Here is a 16,552-nt window from a genome sequence, read left to right on the forward strand (position 1 = left end):
CAGCATAACCCCACGTCGTTAAAATGCACTAAACCCTGACAGAAAATCAACGATCTCGATGCGACAAAAATCATCCGCCCCGACGCGACAGGATGATCGCCCCGATCGATCCGATCGCCGCCAGCATGGCAACGTCGAAACCAAATGCCTCCGCCCCCGTCAGTAGGGCTGCCAGCAGCACCAGCAACGCGGTGCCGGGCGTGAAGATCATCCAGGGGCGGGCCGCCCCGGTCCGGCGCCAGCGATCGGCAAGCGTGATGATGCCCAGCAGCAACGCCAGATAGTTGGGCACCATCCCGCTGCCCGACAGCATCACGCCGATCAGCGCCAGCCCCGGCGCCAGAAAGGCGATCCAGCCGCTCGGCGGCCGGCGCAGCGCCATTTCATCGAGCCGATCGGCCAGTTCCGCCAGCAGCAGCGCCAGCAGCAACAGGCTGAGCCCGGTGCCCGGCCAGCCCAGTTCCAGCGGCATCAGCGCAATGCCGGCCAGCGCGATCGAACCGATCCGCACCTGCATCGCCGGCACCTGGCTGCGCATCAATGCGGGGCCGAGCAGCCGGGCCAGCGGCCCGAACAGATAATGTTCGATCCCGCCGCGGCTGGACGATCCCGACCGCGTCCCGGTCGACATCACCGCCTGCGCGGCGAGGTCCGCCTGTTCCTGCCCGTCGACCAGCGCGACTCGGCCTTCCAGCAGATCATCCTGCGGCACGGTGATTCGCACCGCACCGCCCTGCACCGCCGATCGCACCAGCGTCAGCGCCAGATCCCAGTCGCCGATCATGTCCAGCGTGCCGAACAGCAGCGCCGGATTGATCCGCGCCAGCCCGGCCCAGCGCTGCCCCGCGTCAATGCGCTCGAACGGCGCACTGGCGCGGCTGTCGTCGGTGACCAGCAGCGCATTGCCCGCCTGCCCCGCCAGCGCGTCATAATGGCCCTGCGCCACCACCGCGCCATCGGCCACCAGCAGCACATCGGCGTCGCGCGGCGCATCGCGCACCATCGACACCATGTCGCGGATCAGGGCGACGGCAATGCCGTCCGCGCTCAGCCGGTCGACCGCCTGCGAAATGGCCGGCGTGATGACGCTGACCAGGATCATGATCCGGTCCGCACCGGCCCGGACCGCCTGTCGCGCCTGATATTCGACCAGCGTCTGGCCGGCGAAATGCAGGGTGGCGCGAAGCGCTGCAGGCGAATCGCTTGAAGCCCGGCTGGCACTGAGAATGGCCGCGAATGTCATATTGTCTGGAAACCGACCCGTTTTGATTGCGACGATCTTCTTGCAAGCCGAACGACGCAGCGCAAGCAGCCGCTTTCAAATCACCGGTTTCAGCCCTGCTGAAGCAGCGCGATCGTGCTGCGCAAACGCTGCAAGGCGCGCGGATCGCCCGGCGCGGCCTCGACCGCCTCGTCCGCCAGCGCCATCAGGCTGGTCAGGCCGAAACTCGCCGCCAGGCCTTTCAAACGCCAGGCCGCCAATTCCCAATTGGCGTCGCAGCGCGCCCGGCTCATCAGGTCGAGATGGCGCTCCGCGCTTTCAAGGAAAGCCACGCGCAGATCGGCGATCAGCACCGCGTCTTCGCCGACGGCGGCGGCCAATGCCGCATTAAGAGCGCCAGGATCATAGGACATGGGGACGGAAGCTATCGAAATTGCGTTAAGTTTTGGTAACAAGGCATTTGCGCAGACGGAAAAGATGATAGGATCACACCCATGAATGGGGGCAGCACAATCGTCGAATTCTGGCGAGACGAGGGAAACGCGACCGGCAACGCGCCGGCCGCGGATGACATCCTGCTATTGAAGCAGGCCGTACTGGACATTGATGATGCCCCTGACGACGCGCAGGGGGAAGGCGAAAAGCTGGTGCGCAACGCCCGGATCGGCCTCGGCCTGCTGGCCGCGTTCTGGCTCGGCTTCGCGCTCTGGGCAACGATCGTGTCGGATCAGTGGCGTGCCGGCCCGGCCGCCTGGCCCGCGCTCGTCGCCACGCTGCTGGTGCCGATCAGCCTGCTCGGCATCGCCTATCTGCTGATCGTGCGTAACAGCCGCGCCGAATCGCGCCGCTATCTCGATACCGCCCATGCGCTGCGGACCGAGGCAGAACTGCTCGAACTGCGCCTCGGCCGGATCGCCGACCGGCTCGAATCCGCGCGCCAGACGATGCAGGACCAGGCCGAACTGCTCGACAGCTATGGCGCCGCCGCCAGCAGCAATATGGAGGCATCGGCCGAACTGATCGCCGGCCGCGCCCAGACCACCGCCGATCGCGCCGAAAGCGCCGAGCGTGCTGGCACCGCCCTGGTCGCGCGCATGGACGCGCTGATCGCCGCCATGCCGCAGCTCGAAGAACGGGCCGTGCGCATGGCCGCGCAGATCATGGACAATGGCCATGCGCTCGCCGAACGGATCGACACGCTCGAAGCGCGCCTCCACGCGCTGGGCGAACTGTCCGACGACACCCGCACCCGCACCCTGTCCGCGACCAAGAGCCTGTCGAGCCAGCTAGGCCAGTTGCAGGAGACGACCCGCAGCGCCACCGACGAGGTGAACGGCCTCGCCGACATCGCCGCCGGGCGGATCGAGACATCGGCGCAGAGCGCGCGCGCCGCCATGGACCAGACCCGGCAGGACATCGATGCCCAGTCGGCCGCACTGGACGTGCTGGTCAATCGCGTTGCCCTGTCGCTCGGCGAAACCAGCGATGGTGCCGTTCGCGCCCTCACCCAGGATCTTGATCTGGTCGAGGCATCGCTGCGCGGTCGCCTCGAAACCTCGATGGATCAGGTGCGCGACACGATGGAGCGCGCGCAGGAAGGGCTTTCGACCCAGCGCGCCACGCTGGAGGCGCTGGTCGCCCGTGCCCAGGCCAGCATCACCGCCACCAGCCAGAATGCGCTCGCCGCGCTGGGCCAGGATCTTGGCTCGATCGAGGATGATCTGCGCCAGCGGCTCGACGCAACCCTGCTCCAGGCCCGCGAAACGCTCGCCCTGACCGATGCCGGGCTGCGCGATCAGGCCGGTGCGCTCGACAGCCTCATCACCCGGTCGCGCGATAGTATCGCCGCGATCGGCACCGACACCGTCGCTGGCCTTGCCGACGATATTGGCGAGGTCGAAAGCCGCCTGCACCAGATCAACGATCTGGTCGAAGGACAGCGCAGCCTGATGGCCGGGCTGCACGGCACGCTCAACCAGACGATCGACCAGGCCGAGGCCCGCTTTGCCGCGCTGGAGGATAATGCCCTCGCCCGCAGCCAGAAGCTGACCGACGCGCTGACCCGCCTGACCGAGGAAACCCGCCGGATCGACACGGCGCTGCATGACGGCGGCACCACCGCCGAAAAGCTGATCGGCAATGCCGAAACGCTGATGGTGGCGCTCGACTCCAGCGTCCGCGAGCTGGACGAAACCTACCCCGGCGCGCTCGCCCGCTTCGACGCCCGACTGGAAACCAGCCGCGCCATGCTGGGCGCCGCGACGCCCGAACTGGAACGGCTGGAAGCCATTTCGGAAGCGCTGGTCGGCCGCACCCAGGAAGCCGAAGAGATGCTGCGCGGCCAGGGCCGCCGTCTCTCCGAATGGCTGGAAAGCACGCAAAGCGGCATCGAATCCAACCGCGAACTGGTGGAAAAGCTGCGCACTGCGCTCGACGCGGCGCATGAGGATACGACCCGCATCACCGAAGGTGCCGGCCCGCTGCTCATCACCGCGCTGCTCCGCGTCAAGGACACCGCCGAACAGGCCGCCGAACGCGCCCGTCAGGCGCTCGGGCGCGCCATCCCCGACGCCGTGCAGAACCTGGCCGAAGCCAGCGAACAGGCGATGCAGCAGGCGGTCGGCGATCAGGTTTCGGCCCAGATCGAGAAGCTGGCCGATGTCGCGGAAGAGGCCGTGCGCGCCGCGCACAATGCCTCGGACCGGCTGACCCGCCAGTTGATGACGATCGCCGATACCAGCGCCGGGCTGGAACAGAGGATCGAGGAAGCCGGCCGCGCGGCCGAGGAACGCGATCGCGACCATTTCTCGCGCCGCTCCGCCCTGCTGATCGAATCGCTCAACAGCACCGCGATCGACGTCGCCAAGATCCTGTCCAACGATGTGACCGACACCAACTGGTCGGCCTATCTCAAGGGCGATCGCGGCGTCTTCACCCGCCGTGCGGTCAAGCTGCTCGATGCCGGCGAATCCCGCGAAATCGCGCTCCATTATGACAATGACGCCGATTTCCGCGAGCATGTGAACCGCTACATCCACGATTTCGAGGCGATGCTGCGGATCATCCTGTCGGCGCGTGACGGCAATGCGCTGGGCGTCGCCATCCTCTCGTCCGACATGGGCAAGCTCTATGTCGCCCTTGCCCAGGCGATCGAGCGCCTGCGCCAATAAGGATCAGGGGCGGCGCCCGGCCGCCCCATCCCCCTTTTTCAGGGCTGGAACAACACGCCACCGGTCATCGGTTCAGGCACGCCGGTGGTGCCGGGAAAGCTGATCGGCAGGCCCTTGAGGTGGCGCACCGCCATATAGGCAAAGCCCTGCGCCTCCAGCGCGTCGCCATCCCAGCCCAGTTCGTCGACCGACCGGACATCGGCGCCGGTCCGCGCCGCCAGCATCGCCATCAGCGTGGCATTATGACGCCCGCCGCCTGCCACATAGATGCGCGCCGGCCGCTCGGGCAGATGGTCGACACCGCGCGCCACCGCCTGCGCGGAAAAGGCGGTCAGCGTCGCCGCCCCATCCGCCAGCGACAATCCCTCGACCGGCGCGATGGTGAAGGCTTCGCGGTCGATGCTCTTGGGCGGCGGCGCGGCGAACCACGGGTCAGCCATCATCGCCGCCAGCCGCGCCTCGTCCACCTGGCCCCGCGCGGCGGTCGCGCCGCCCGCATCATAGGCCGCGTCCCCATACGCCTGCATCCAGTTGTCGATCAGGCCGCTCGCCATCCCGGTGTCGAAGGCGACCAGGCTACCGTCCGATCCGATCGCGGTGATGTTCGCCACCCCGCCCAGGTTGAGGATGCCGACCGGCTTGGCCAACCCGTCGGACAATGCCCGATGATAGACCGGCATCAGCGGCGCCCCCTGCCCGCCCGCCTGCACGTCGGCGCTGCGCAGGTCGGCGACCACGGGAATGCCGAACGCGCCGGCCAGCACCGCGCCATCGCCAATCTGCCAGGTCCAGCGCCGCTCGGGTCGGTGGGCAACGGTATGACCATGAAAGCCGATCACCCCGATATCCTCCGCCACATGGCCGCTGCGGCCCAGCATGTCGGCGATCGCATCGATGTGGAAATTGGTGAGGTCCATCTCCACCGCGCGGATCAGCGGATCCTCGCCCGGCGCGTCCATCGCCATCGCCCGCGCGCAGGCTGCGGCCAGACGTTCGCGAAAATCATCGCTATAGGGCTGGGCGTGGAAAATGATTGCCTCGGCCTGGCCCTCGCCATCCGTCTCGATCAGCGCGGCGTCGATCCCGTCGCGCGAGGTGCCGGACATCAGACCGATTGCCAACATGATCGAAAACTCCGCCTCTTTTCCAGTTGCTGCCCCAATGCTACAGGCGCGCGTCATGAGCAACTATCAGTCCGATCTCCTCCGCCTGCTCGAAGCACGCGGCTACATCCACCAGCTGACCGACGCGGAAGGGCTTGATGCCATGGCCGCCAAACAGGTGGTGCCGGGCTATATCGGCTTCGACCCGACTGCGCCGTCGCTCCATGTCGGCCATCTCGTGTCGATCATGATGCTGCGCCAGTTGCAGAAGGCGGGTCACAAGCCGATCGTCCTGATGGGCGGCGGCACCGGCAAGATCGGTGATCCCAGCTTCAAGGATGAAGCGCGCAAGCTGCTGACCGTCGACCTGATCCAGGAAAATGTCGCCAGCATCAAGCGCGTGTTCGAACGCTTCCTGACCTTTGGCGACGGCCCGACCGACGCGATCATGGTCGACAATGCCGACTGGCTCGACAAGCTCGAATATATCCCCTTCCTGCGCGACATCGGCCAGCATTTCTCGGTCAACCGGATGCTGAGCTTCGACAGCGTGAAGCTGCGCCTCGATCGGGAACAGTCGCTCAGCTTCCTCGAATTCAACTACATGATCCTCCAGGCCTATGACTTCCTGGAACTGTCGCGCCGCAGCAATTGCCGCCTGCAGATGGGTGGATCGGACCAGTGGGGCAATATCGTCAACGGCGTCGAACTGGCCCGTCGCGTCGATGGCACGCAGGTGTTCGGTCTCACCACGCCGCTGCTGACCAATGCCGACGGCACCAAGATGGGCAAGACCGTGGGCGGCGCCGTCTGGCTGAACCAGGACCAGTTGTCCGACTATGATTATTGGCAGTTCTGGCGCAACACCGCCGACGCCGACGTGTTCAACCGGCTGCGCCTGTTCACCGACCTGCCGATGGACGAGGTCAATCGCCTCGCCGCGCTCCAGGGCGCGGAGATCAACGAGGCCAAGAAGATCCTGGCCAACGAGGCGACCGCACTCTGCCGTGGCGTCGAAGCCGCCGCTCTGGCCGCCGAAACCGCGCGCAAGACTTTCGAGGAAGGCGCGTCGGACGCCAACCTGCCCACCGTCGCGCTGGGCACCGAAGGCCTGACCGTGGTCCAGGCGACCACCGGCCTTGGCTTTGCGACGTCCAACAAGGAAGTCCGCCGCAAGCTGGCCGAGGGCGCGATCAAGGTGAATGGCGAGGTCGTCACCGACCCGGCCGTTACGCTCAAGGCCGGCGACAAGCTCAGCTTCGGCGCCAAGAAGCACGGCCTGGTCACCGCCTGAGGACAAACAGGGTTTCAGCCTAGTTAACGCTACCAGGTAGGAAAGCCTCCACTTTCCGCCCGCTAGGCTGAAACCCATGTCCTCCTCGGTTTTCGCCAATCTTGGCCATGTCATGCGGTCGCGCGACCCGTCCGTCGATCAGCGGCGGGTGGCGCGCGACTTGGTCGACATGGTCAGCCATATTACAGCGGACGGCCGCACCCATGGCGTGCGGATCATCAACATCTCGCCACTCGGCCTGATGTGCCGCACGGAAGAGTTGCTCACGCTGAGCGGCCGGGTGCTGATCTGGCTGCCGGTGCTCAAGGATCGTCGCGCCCTCGTCCGCTGGAGCGAGGAAGGCCGTATCGGGCTCGAATTTGTCGAGCCGATCCCGACTGCCGGCTATGACGCCATGATGGCGCTCATCCCGCCACGCCGGACCGCCTGGTAAAGGCCTCATCCCTCTCCAGCGTCTGACGCCCGCGCACCAGCGCCTCGGGCATGTCGGTCCGCAGGAAGGTCAGCATCGCCTCCCGCACCTCGCAGCGCAGATCGAACGCGATCCCGGCATTGCGCGCCGACAGCAGCCCGCGCAGTTCCAGCGCATCGGCGCGATGGTCGGTCACCTGCAGGATCGCCACCCGCCCATCCCAGCGCCCGTTCGCCTTCACCGCCTCGACGAAGCGCGCGCGGATCCGCTCGATATCGGCGGTCGGATCGACATAGAGGAAGACGGTGCCCAGCAGGTCCGACGTCTTCGTGGTCCAGTTCTGGAACGGCTTCTCCAGGAAATAGGATACCGGCACCACCATGCGCCTGTCGTCCCAGATGCGCACGATCACATAGGTCAGCCTGATCTCCTCGATGCGCCCCCATTCCCCTTCGATGATGACGACATCGTCCAGTCGGATCGGCTCGGAAAAGGCCATCTGGATGCCCGCGATCAGATTCTTGAGCGCCGGTTGCGCCGCCGCGCCCACCGCCAGCGCGGCGAGGCCCGCCGACGCCATCAGCGACACGCCGATCGTCCGAACGCCCGGAATGGCGATCAGCATCATCGCGATCACAAAGAAGCCGACGATGCACTGGCAGATGCGATAGAGGATGCTGATCTTGGTGCGCTGCCGCCGCGCCTTCAGATTATCCTCGACGCTGATGTCGGCGCGCGCCTCCAGCATCGCCTTGCCCGCCCGCATCGCGCGAAAGATCAGCCAGCCCACAAGCAGCGCAAACACCATCCGCGCCCCGATCGACCAGATATCCTCGATCCGCGGCCCCATCTCGATCGACTTGAGCCCCGCGCCCAGAGCCAGCAGCACCACCAGCCAGCGCGTCGGCTGGAAGATGGCCGGCAACAGCAGCGGCTCGATCCGCGCGCGCTTCACCAGCCGCACCGCAATCCAGTAAAGCGCGCCATGAACGGCGAAGGCGACGACCACCGACAGCGCGATCGAAAGCGCGGCCATCGGCGTAATATGGGTCAGGCTGATGTCGGTCATGCCAAGGGCAACGCGACCGCCCCGCATTTTGTTTCGCAGGTGCAGCAAATTTACGCAGGAAGGCCGGGCACTTCTAGCCCTCTCCCGTCTTCACGGGAGAGGGTTGGGTGAGGGTCTTTCTTCCTTTATGATGCGATGAATGTTCCCGGTCCGCCGCCAGATCAGTCCCCACGCAGCACGTCTAAGGCGCGACATGACCGATGCCGAGCGCATGCTATGGAGCATCTTGCGCAACCGCCAGTTGGACGGATTCAAATTTCGTCGTCAGGCAACGATCGATCCATTCGTCGTCGATTTTCTGTGCGTGGAAGCCGCATTGGCCGTGGAGCTTGATGGCGGCCAGCATGATGAAGATCGCGATCGCCGTCGCACTGCCTATCTGGAGGCGCGCGGCTTGCACATCCTCCGCTTCTGGAATCATGATGTAGTAGAAAATATCGAGGGCGTTGCAGACGCCATTCGATCAGCGCTTTCGAAAAAGAAGACCCTCACCCAACCCTCTCCCGCGAAAGCGGGAGAGGGCTAAGACGACAAGCCTCTTCACCCGCCGCGCAGCAATCCCACTGCCGCGTCCTTCTCGAACAGATAGAGGCAGGTGCGCGCTGCCTGCCCGCGTTCGCTGTCCAGCCCGCCGTCGCGGTCGATCAGCAGATGAGCGTCGTCGCGCGCCGCGTCCACCAGTGCCGACACATGTTCGGGCGTCGCGATCTTCAGTTCCGCCTCGCCCGACTGGCGCGTGCCCAGCACCTCGCCCGCGCCGCGCAGCTTCAGATCCTCCTCGGCGATGCGGAAACCGTCATTGGTCTCGCGCATCAGCGCCAGCCGCGCCCGCGACGTCTCGCCCAGCGCATTGCCGCGCAGCAGCAGGCAGACCGACGGCTTGTCGCCGCGCCCCACGCGGCCGCGCAACTGGTGCAACTGCGCCAGGCCAAAGCGCTCCGCCCCCTCGATCACGATCAGGCTTGAGTTGGGCACGTCGACGCCGACCTCGATCACCGTGGTCGCCACCAATATCTGGGTGCGGTTGGCGGCAAAGGCCTCCATCGCCGCATCCTTGTCCGGCCCCTTCATCTTGCCATGGACGAGGCCCACCCGGTCGCCGAAGCGCTGGCGCAGCGTCTCGGCCCGCATCTCGGCCGCCGCCTGGTCGCTGGTCTCGCTCTCCTCGACCAGCGGGCACACCCAATAGGCCTGCCCGCCCCCTTCGACATGGCGGGCCAGCCCCTCGACCACCTCGTCCAGCCGGTTGGCGGACATCACCAGCGTCTGGATCGGCTGGCGGCCCGGCGGCATCTCGTCCAGCCGCGACACGTCCATCTCGCCATAATAGGTCAGGGTCAACGTGCGCGGGATCGGCGTGGCCGTCATCACCAGCAGATGCGGCGATCGCTCGGCCTTGCTCGGCAGCATCATCCGCTGCGCCACACCGAACCGATGCTGCTCGTCGATCACGGCCAGGCCCAGCGCCTTATACTGCACCTTCTCCTGGAAAATCGCGTGCGTGCCGACCAGGATGTGGATGCTGCCATCGGCCAGCCCCATCAGCGTCGCCTCGCGCACCTTCCCCTTCTCGCGCCCGGTCAGGATCGCGATCTCGATCGGAAGACCCGACGCCATCTTGCGCAGCGTCTCATAATGTTGCCGCGCCAATATTTCGGTCGGCGCCAGCATCGCGCCCTGCATCCTGGCCTCGACCGCGTTCAGCAGCGCCATCAGCGCCACCAGCGTCTTGCCTGATCCGACATCGCCCTGCAGCAGCCGCAGCATCGGCGTCGCCTGCGCCATGTCGCCCTCGATCTCCCCGATCGCGCGGCGCTGGGCACCGGTCGGGGCGAAAGGCAGCTTCAGCATCGCGCGCAGCCGCCCGTCGCCGCTGATCGGCACGCCGCGCCGCCGCCGCGACGATTGCCGCACCAGCATCAGCGCCAGTTGCCCGGCGAAAATCTCGTCATAGGCCAGCCGCTCGCGCGCCTGTGCGTCGGTTGGGTCGGCGTGGAAGCGCTCCAGCGCCGCGCGCCAGGCCGGCCAGCCCTTGCTCGCCAGCAGGCTCGGCTCGATCCATTCGGGCAGTTCGGGCGCACGGGCCAGCGCCTGCCCCACCAGGTCGCGCATCCGGTTGTTGGTCAGCCCTTCGGAAAGGCCATAGACGCTTTCGCGCGCCGGCACGGTATCCGCCTCCTCGGGCGGCAGCACATAGTCGGGATGGACCATCTGCAGATTGTCGCCATAGGCTTCCAGCTTGCCCGACACGAATTTCGGTTCGTTGAGCGGCAGCAGCTTGCGCGGCCAGGCGCTGTTGCGGCCGAAATAGACGAGGGAGACGGCATTGCCATGGGCGTCCAGCGCCTGCACCCGGAACGGCGCGCGCGCATTGCCGCTGGCGCGATAATCGACCGGGGTCAGCATGATGCCGATCACCTTGCCGGCGTCCGCCATGTCCAGTTCGTCGATCAGTTTCCGGTCGACATAATTGACCGGCAGGTGAAAGGCGACATCGACCGCCCGCGCCAGCCCCAGCCGTTCGAGCGGACGGGCCAGCGCCGGGCCAATGCCCTTGAGCGCGGAGATTTCGGCAAAGAGCGGATTGAGAATATCGGGTCGCATGGCTATCTGAGGCTTCTCTAACGCAGCCGGGACGGTCATTCAAATATCCGATCGGCTGTTTCGGCACGTCCGTTAAAGGAACAAATTGTGAACGACAACCCGCTGATGCGTCGCCTGAAATTCCGCGCTTGGCACCGGGGCACGCGCGAGGCGGATTATACGGTCGGCGGCTTCTTCGAGCGCTATCATGCGAGCTGGAACGAGGAGCAGATCGCCTGGTTCGAGCGCTTCATGGACGAACAGGATGCCGACATCATCGGCTGGGCGCTCGGCACCATTGCCGTGCCCGAAGAATGGAAGGGCCCGATGATGGACCAGTTCCTGAAGCTCGATTTCGTCAAGATCGAGAACTGACAAGTCCCCCCCTCCCGCAAGCGGGAGGGGGTTAGGGGGTGGGCCTGCGCCACCTCTGTTGCATTTGCCCACCCCTAGCCCCTCCCGCTTGCGGGAGGGGAACAGAGAAGACAATGACCGATCTCCAGAAAATCCTGAAGGCGAAGGCGCCGCTCACCTTGTCCGGCGTGCCGGCCGGCTTCCAGCCCTGGCTGCTGGCGGACATTGCCCGCGCCGCCCATGGTTCGGATGCGACCCGCGCCGTCTTCGTCGCCTCCGACGAGCAGCTGATGCGCGCGGTCGCCGACACTGCTCATTATTTTGCGCCAGAGATCGAGCTCATCGAAATCCCTGCCTGGGACTGCCTGCCCTATGACCGGGCCAGCCCCTCGCTGCGCACCGCGTCGGCGCGCCTCGCCGGCCTCCATGCGCTGCAGGCAAAGCCAAAGGGACCGCAACTGGTCCTCACCACCCTCAACGCCCTGACCCAGCGCACCCTCACCCCGTTCCGCGTCCGCCAGCTGGTCGCGCGCCTCGCGCCCAAGGAACGCATCGCGATCACGCGCCTTGCCGACATGCTGCAATCCAACGGCTATGTCCGCACCGACACCGTCCATGATCGCGGCGAATTCGCCATTCGCGGCGGCATCGTCGACCTGTTCCCCGGCGGCGAGGACCAGCCGCTGCGCCTCGACTTCTTCGGCGACGAGATCGAGACGGTGCGCCGCTTCGACCCGACCGACCAGCGCACCACCGGCAGCGTCGACGGCTTCACCCTGCTCCCCGCGTCCGAGGCGCTGCTGGACGAAGACACGATCAAGCGCTTCCGTGGCCGCTATCGCGAAACCTTCGGCGCGACCGCGACCGGCGACCCGCTCTATCAGGCGGTGAGCGAGGGCCGGCGCCTCGCCGGCATGGAACATTGGCTGCCTTTGTTCGAGGAAAAGCTGGTTCCGCTGACCGAGCATCTGGGCGAAAACGCGATCATCGTCCGCGACCATGGCGTGGTCGGCGCAGCCGAGGCCCGGTTCGAGGCGATCCGCGACTATCATGCCAACCGCATCGCCGCGAAATCGGCCGATCCCGGTGCCTATCGCCCGCTGAAGCCCGAAGCCCTCTATCTCGACGCCGCCGAGTGGGATGCCTCCGCCGCTGTCTGGCCGATGCACGCCACCACCCCCTTCCACGAGCCCGAAAGCGCCACCGTCCTCGACTTCGCCGTCGACGGCCCGCGCGATTTCGCGCCCGAACGCGCGCAGAACGTCAATGTCTATGAGGCGGTCGGCAAGCATATCGACGCCCTGCGCCGCACCAAGAAGAAGGTGGTGATCGCCAGCTATTCGGCCGGCGCGCGCGAGCGTCTGTCGGGCCTGCTCGCCGATCATGGCGTCGCCCGCCTCGCCACCGCCGACAGCTGGCAGGAGGCGCTTGGCACCGCGGCGGGCGGCAGCGCCGTCCTCACCGTCCTCGGCCTCGACCATGGCTTCACCGCGCCCGACGTCGCCGTCCTCACCGAACAGGATATGCTGGGCGACCGCCTCGTCCGCCGCGCCAAGCGCAAGAAGAGCGCCGACGCCTTCCTCGCCGAACTCGCCACCCTCTCGCCCGGCGACCTCGTCGTCCATATGGACCATGGCATCGGCCGCTATGAGGGGCTGACCCAGATCCCGGTCAGCAAGACCGCGCATGACTGCGTCGCCCTCTCCTATGCCGGCGGCGACAAGCTCTATGTGCCGGTCGAAAATCTCGAAGTCCTCTCGCGCTACGGCTCCGACAGCGAGGGCGTGAGCCTCGACAAGCTGGGCGGCGAGGCCTGGCAGCGGCGCAAGGCGCGGATGAAGGAGCGGATCCGTGAGATTGCGGGCGAACTGCTCAAGACCGCCGCCGAGCGCGCCCTGCGCCCGGCCGAGATCGCCGAGCCCGACGCCGCCGGCTATCCCGCCTTCGTCGACCGCTTCCCCTATCAGGAAACCGACGATCAGGACCGCGCGATCGGCGATGTCATCGAGGATCTGGGCGCCGGCCGCCCGATGGACCGCCTCGTCTGCGGCGATGTCGGCTTCGGCAAGACCGAGGTCGCGCTGCGCGCCGCCTTCGTCGCCGCCATGGCCGGCATGCAGGTGGTGGTGATCTGCCCCACCACCCTGCTCGCGCGCCAGCACCACATGAATTTTGTCGAGCGCTTCCGCGGCTTCCCGCTGGAAATCGCCCGCCTTTCCCGCCTCGTCCCCGACAAGGAGGCGAAGGCGACCAAGGCGGGCCTGGCCGACGGCACGATCGACATTGTCGTGGGCACTCACGCCCTGCTGGCCAAGGGGCTGGAGTTCAAGCGCCTCGGCCTCGTCATCGTCGACGAGGAACAGCGCTTCGGCGTCACCCACAAGGAACGGCTGAAGTCCCTCAAGACCGACGTTCATGTCCTGACCCTCACCGCCACGCCGATCCCGCGCACGCTCCAGATGGCGATGTCGGGCCTGCGCGAACTCTCGGTCATCCAGACCCCGCCGGTCGATCGGCTGGCGGTGCGCACCTACATCATGCCCTGGGACGGCGTCGTCATCCGCGAGGCGCTGCTGCGCGAACATTATCGCGGCGGCCAGAGCTTCTTCGTCGTGCCGCGCATCTCCGACCTGACCGAGGTCGAGGAATTCCTGCGCACCGAAGTGCCAGAGGTGAAGCCGATCGTCGCCCATGGCCAGATGAGCGCCACCGATGTCGAGGAGCGCATGTCCGCCTTCTACGACAAGCGCTATGACGTGCTGCTCTCCACCACCATCGTCGAATCCGGCCTCGACATTCCCAGCGCCAACACCCTCATCATCCACCGCGCCGACCGCTTCGGCCTTGCCCAGCTCTATCAGCTGCGCGGCCGCGTCGGCCGGTCGAAGACGCGCGCCTATGCCTATTTCACCACGCCCGCCAACCGCATCATCACCGAAACCGCGGAAAAGCGGCTCAAGGTGCTGTCCGATCTCGATACGCTGGGCGCCGGCTTCCAGCTCGCCAGCCATGATCTCGACATTCGCGGCGCCGGCAACCTCGTCGGCGACGAACAGTCGGGCCATATCAAGGAAGTCGGCTTCGAACTCTACCAGTCGATGCTGGAGGACGCGATCATGGACGCCAAGGCCGGCGGTGCCGGCCTCGAAGCGCGCCGCGACAGCTTCTCGCCCCAGATCAGCGTCGACGCGCCGATCATGATCCCCGAAGAATTCGTGCCCGATCTCGACCTGCGCATGGGTCTCTATCGCCGCATCAACGAGCTGGAGGATCGCCAGGGGCTGGAGGCCTTCGCCGCCGAACTGATCGACCGCTTCGGCAAGCTGCCCGCGCCGACCCAGAACCTGCTCAAGATCATCGAGATCAAGCAGAATTGCCTCAAGGCCAATATCGCCAAGATCGATGTCGGGCCAAAGGGCGCGCTGGTCAGCTTCTTCGAGGATCGCTTCCCCAACCCCGCAGGTCTGGTCGCCTATGTCCAGCGCCTCGACGGCGTCGCCCGCCTGCGCCCGGACAGCAAGGTGGTCGTCACCCGCGCCTGGCCCGACCCCGCCGCCCGCCTCAACGGCGCGCTGCAATTGTCGAAGGGGCTGGCCAAGGCAGCTGGGTGAAGCCGCATCCTGCCCCCACCCTGCGGGGAGAAAACGACCAGCAGCGGCTGTAAATTCCTCCCCTGCGAGGGGGGCCACGAAGTGGTGGAGGGGTGTCGCCCTATCGAGAGGGAGATACCCCTCCGTCTGGCCTTGGGCCAGTTCAAGGGAAACACGGGTCTCCCTTGAACTCCCCTTGCAGGGGAGGATGGCCTGAAAACGATCAAAAACAGACATGTTCCCCCTCCCGTAAACGGGAGGGGGTTAGGGGTGGGTTGGACGTTGCGAGAGCCCACCCCGCTGCGACTAATGCGCTTCGCGCCTAAGTCTCGCGCCCCTCCCGTAAACGGGAGGGGAATGGCAGGAAACCACCCCTGATAGACACTCATCGCGCCGATCGGCGCCAGGCACACCCGATAGCGGTCGGTCCGCTCCTGGGTGGAAAAGCTGCCCAGCAAGAAGCGACCATTTTTTGCCGGAAATCGGTGCTGGTCGTTTCGTTAGACGCAGACAATAATCACCGTTCCGTGAAAATGCGAACCGCCGCCCAGCCAATGAGCGTTAGGGACGCACTGACCGCAGCGATTATAGCAAGCACTATTAGGCCTTCGTCGCCGTCTTGAAGGCCCATTGTCACTGCTATCGGATGGATCACCGCACGGGCAACCACGGGGCCAAATCGTGAGCATAGTCCCAGCAACAGCATGACTGTCGACAACGCAAAAATGATAGTGGCAAAGATTGTTGCTCGCCTAACTGCGGCTCGGCCCTGATTGAATGTAGGAAGCACGCTAAATCCTTATCCGGCAGTGGCTGCTTCTTTGCATTTTGCTGCATTGGCGGACTGTCCGCAATCCACCCCTCCCGGCCATTGCCAATTACCCTCTCCCGTTCACGGGAGAGGGAGGGCCCCGCGCCGCAGGCGTGGGAGGGTGAGGGTCTTTCGGATCAGTCTGTCCTCATCCGATTTCACCCGCCCGACTTGGCAGGCCCTGCGTCATGCCCCGACAGCGGCAAAAGAAATGGCGCATCAAGGAAATGATTTACCCGCCTTGTTCAGCCCGCGACCACCCCGATCGCCAGCGCGTCGCCACCTTCCACGATCGCGATCAGCCGATCGACATTGGGGTGCGCGCCCGGCCGGTTGCGAGCATCGGCTGTATGTTCGGCAAACACCGCCAGCCCATGTTCGGCAGCGGCCGCGTCGAGCGTGCCAAACACCTTCTGCAGATAATGATAGACCGCCAGCGAGCCCTGCTTGCCCGGCTGGTTCTCGATGCTGGCGACCACCTTGCCGCTCGCGTCTTTCAGGTCGATGCGGGCAATGCCGTCAATCGGCGGCAGCAGCTGGAGATTGTCTTTGAACGTCACATCCGGTTGAATCATCAATGGTTTCCCGCCTCGAATTTGGAATGAGCGCGCCTAGCAGCTTCCCTCCCGCCCGGCCAGCCAGGCCATCGACCACATCTTTCCTATTTGGATTTTCCCTGCTCTATCCTGTCGGATGAAACAGCACACGCCCATCGCCTTGCCCGCATTACCGACCCGGTCCCGCCACCCCCGCAACACGCCAGATCATCGCCCATGATCGTCGCTTTGCTGTCGCCTCACTGTCGCGTCGCAGCTGCGTTACAGGCGCGCCACTGTCGCTTCGTCGGCGCGTGACTGTCGCCTTCTCGGGCAAAAACGCCCAAATGCGCACGACATCGACACTATGTACTTTCAACTGTCGCGTCGGCTGCCTCCCCATCCGAC

The 16,552-nt window shown here is 65.8% G+C and carries 12 protein-coding genes; 6 read left to right on the forward strand and 6 right to left on the reverse strand.

The genetic code is table 11. The features are described from left to right. Window positions 1-70: 70 nt before the first annotated feature. A complete protein-coding gene (locus tag E5554_RS17165; RefSeq protein ID WP_136187535.1) occupies window positions 71-1,243 on the reverse strand; it encodes a hypothetical protein in 1,173 nt (390 codons plus the stop codon). 89 nt (window positions 1,244-1,332) lie between these two features. Then, on the reverse strand, window positions 1,333-1,635 hold the full coding sequence (locus E5554_RS17170) for an Hpt domain-containing protein (RefSeq protein ID WP_037511783.1): 303 nt from the start codon (window positions 1,633-1,635) through the stop codon (window positions 1,333-1,335). Window positions 1,636-1,716: 81 nt separating this feature from the next. Here E5554_RS17170 and E5554_RS17175 point away from each other — a divergent pair, with 81 nt between their 5' ends. After that, window positions 1,717-4,392, forward strand: coding sequence for a hypothetical protein (locus tag E5554_RS17175; protein ID WP_136187536.1), 2,676 nt, complete (start codon window positions 1,717-1,719; stop codon window positions 4,390-4,392). 38 nt (window positions 4,393-4,430) lie between these two features. Here E5554_RS17175 and E5554_RS17180 read toward each other — a convergent pair whose 3' ends face one another. Beyond that, a complete protein-coding gene (locus E5554_RS17180) occupies window positions 4,431-5,516 on the reverse strand; it encodes an anhydro-N-acetylmuramic acid kinase (protein WP_136187537.1) in 1,086 nt (361 codons plus the stop codon). A 55-nt stretch (window positions 5,517-5,571) separates the two neighbouring features. Between E5554_RS17180 and tyrS the strand changes: the two genes are divergently transcribed. Together tyrS and E5554_RS17190 are read left to right on the forward strand one after the other, a co-directional pair. Continuing rightward, window positions 5,572-6,789: a tyrosine--tRNA ligase gene (gene tyrS / locus E5554_RS17185; RefSeq protein ID WP_136187538.1), complete on the forward strand. Its 1,218-nt coding sequence runs from the start codon at window positions 5,572-5,574 to the stop codon at window positions 6,787-6,789. 76 nt (window positions 6,790-6,865) lie between these two features. Beyond that, window positions 6,866-7,222 (forward strand): PilZ domain-containing protein, encoded by a 357-nt coding sequence (locus E5554_RS17190; protein ID WP_004207490.1) that lies wholly within the window; start codon window positions 6,866-6,868, stop codon window positions 7,220-7,222. Here E5554_RS17190 and E5554_RS17195 read toward each other — a convergent pair. After that, window positions 7,194-8,297 carry a mechanosensitive ion channel family protein gene (locus tag E5554_RS17195; RefSeq protein WP_136187539.1) on the reverse strand — a complete coding sequence of 368 codons (1,104 nt, stop codon included), beginning with the start codon at window positions 8,295-8,297 and terminating at the stop codon, window positions 7,194-7,196. The genes E5554_RS17190 and E5554_RS17195 overlap by 29 nt on opposite strands. Before the next feature lie 166 nt (window positions 8,298-8,463). Here E5554_RS17195 and E5554_RS17200 point away from each other — a divergent pair, with 166 nt between their 5' ends. Next, window positions 8,464-8,796, forward strand: coding sequence for an endonuclease domain-containing protein (locus E5554_RS17200; RefSeq protein ID WP_247594296.1), 333 nt, complete (start codon window positions 8,464-8,466; stop codon window positions 8,794-8,796). Window positions 8,797-8,810: 14 nt separating this feature from the next. Here the strand turns inward: E5554_RS17200 and recG are convergent, their stop codons facing one another. Beyond that, complete coding sequence (recG, locus tag E5554_RS17205) at window positions 8,811-10,874, reverse strand: ATP-dependent DNA helicase RecG (RefSeq protein WP_136187541.1); 2,064 nt, start codon at window positions 10,872-10,874, stop codon at window positions 8,811-8,813. 87 nt (window positions 10,875-10,961) lie between these two features. Between recG and E5554_RS17210 the strand changes: the two genes are divergently transcribed. Further along, window positions 10,962-11,228 (forward strand): succinate dehydrogenase assembly factor 2, encoded by a 267-nt coding sequence (locus E5554_RS17210; protein WP_136187542.1) that lies wholly within the window; start codon window positions 10,962-10,964, stop codon window positions 11,226-11,228. Window positions 11,229-11,341: 113 nt separating this feature from the next. Beyond that, a complete protein-coding gene (mfd, locus tag E5554_RS17215; protein WP_136187543.1) occupies window positions 11,342-14,818 on the forward strand; it encodes a transcription-repair coupling factor in 3,477 nt (1,158 codons plus the stop codon). 1,035 nt (window positions 14,819-15,853) lie between these two features. Here the strand turns inward: mfd and E5554_RS17220 are convergent. After that, window positions 15,854-16,183, reverse strand: a complete 330-nt coding sequence (locus E5554_RS17220) for a DUF2322 family protein (protein WP_136187544.1) — start codon at window positions 16,181-16,183, stop codon at window positions 15,854-15,856. Between the last annotated feature and the right edge of the window lie 369 nt (window positions 16,184-16,552).

The organism is Sphingobium sp. PAMC28499 (genome assembly GCF_004795815.1).
Classification (GTDB): domain Bacteria; phylum Pseudomonadota; class Alphaproteobacteria; order Sphingomonadales; family Sphingomonadaceae; genus Sphingobium; species Sphingobium yanoikuyae.

What these genes read in the sequence shown, in the direction of transcription:
- E5554_RS17165 (WP_136187535.1), bottom strand. Translation starts at nt 1,243, where the DNA reads ATGACATTCGCGGCCATTCTCAGTGCCAGCCGGGCTTCAAGCGATTCG.
- E5554_RS17170 (WP_037511783.1), bottom strand. Translation starts at nt 1,635, where the DNA reads ATGTCCTATGATCCTGGCGCTCTTAATGCGGCATTGGCCGCCGCCGTC.
- E5554_RS17175 (WP_136187536.1), top strand. Translation starts at nt 1,717, where the DNA reads ATGAATGGGGGCAGCACAATCGTCGAATTCTGGCGAGACGAGGGAAAC.
- E5554_RS17180 (WP_136187537.1), bottom strand. Translation starts at nt 5,516, where the DNA reads ATGTTGGCAATCGGTCTGATGTCCGGCACCTCGCGCGACGGGATCGAC.
- tyrS (WP_136187538.1), top strand. Translation starts at nt 5,572, where the DNA reads ATGAGCAACTATCAGTCCGATCTCCTCCGCCTGCTCGAAGCACGCGGC.
- E5554_RS17190 (WP_004207490.1), top strand. Translation starts at nt 6,866, where the DNA reads ATGTCCTCCTCGGTTTTCGCCAATCTTGGCCATGTCATGCGGTCGCGC.
- E5554_RS17195 (WP_136187539.1), bottom strand. Translation starts at nt 8,297, where the DNA reads ATGCGGGGCGGTCGCGTTGCCCTTGGCATGACCGACATCAGCCTGACC.
- E5554_RS17200 (WP_247594296.1), top strand. Translation starts at nt 8,464, where the DNA reads ATGACCGATGCCGAGCGCATGCTATGGAGCATCTTGCGCAACCGCCAG.
- recG (WP_136187541.1), bottom strand. Translation starts at nt 10,874, where the DNA reads ATGCGACCCGATATTCTCAATCCGCTCTTTGCCGAAATCTCCGCGCTC.
- mfd (WP_136187543.1), top strand. Translation starts at nt 11,342, where the DNA reads ATGACCGATCTCCAGAAAATCCTGAAGGCGAAGGCGCCGCTCACCTTG.
- E5554_RS17220 (WP_136187544.1), bottom strand. Translation starts at nt 16,183, where the DNA reads ATGATTCAACCGGATGTGACGTTCAAAGACAATCTCCAGCTGCTGCCG.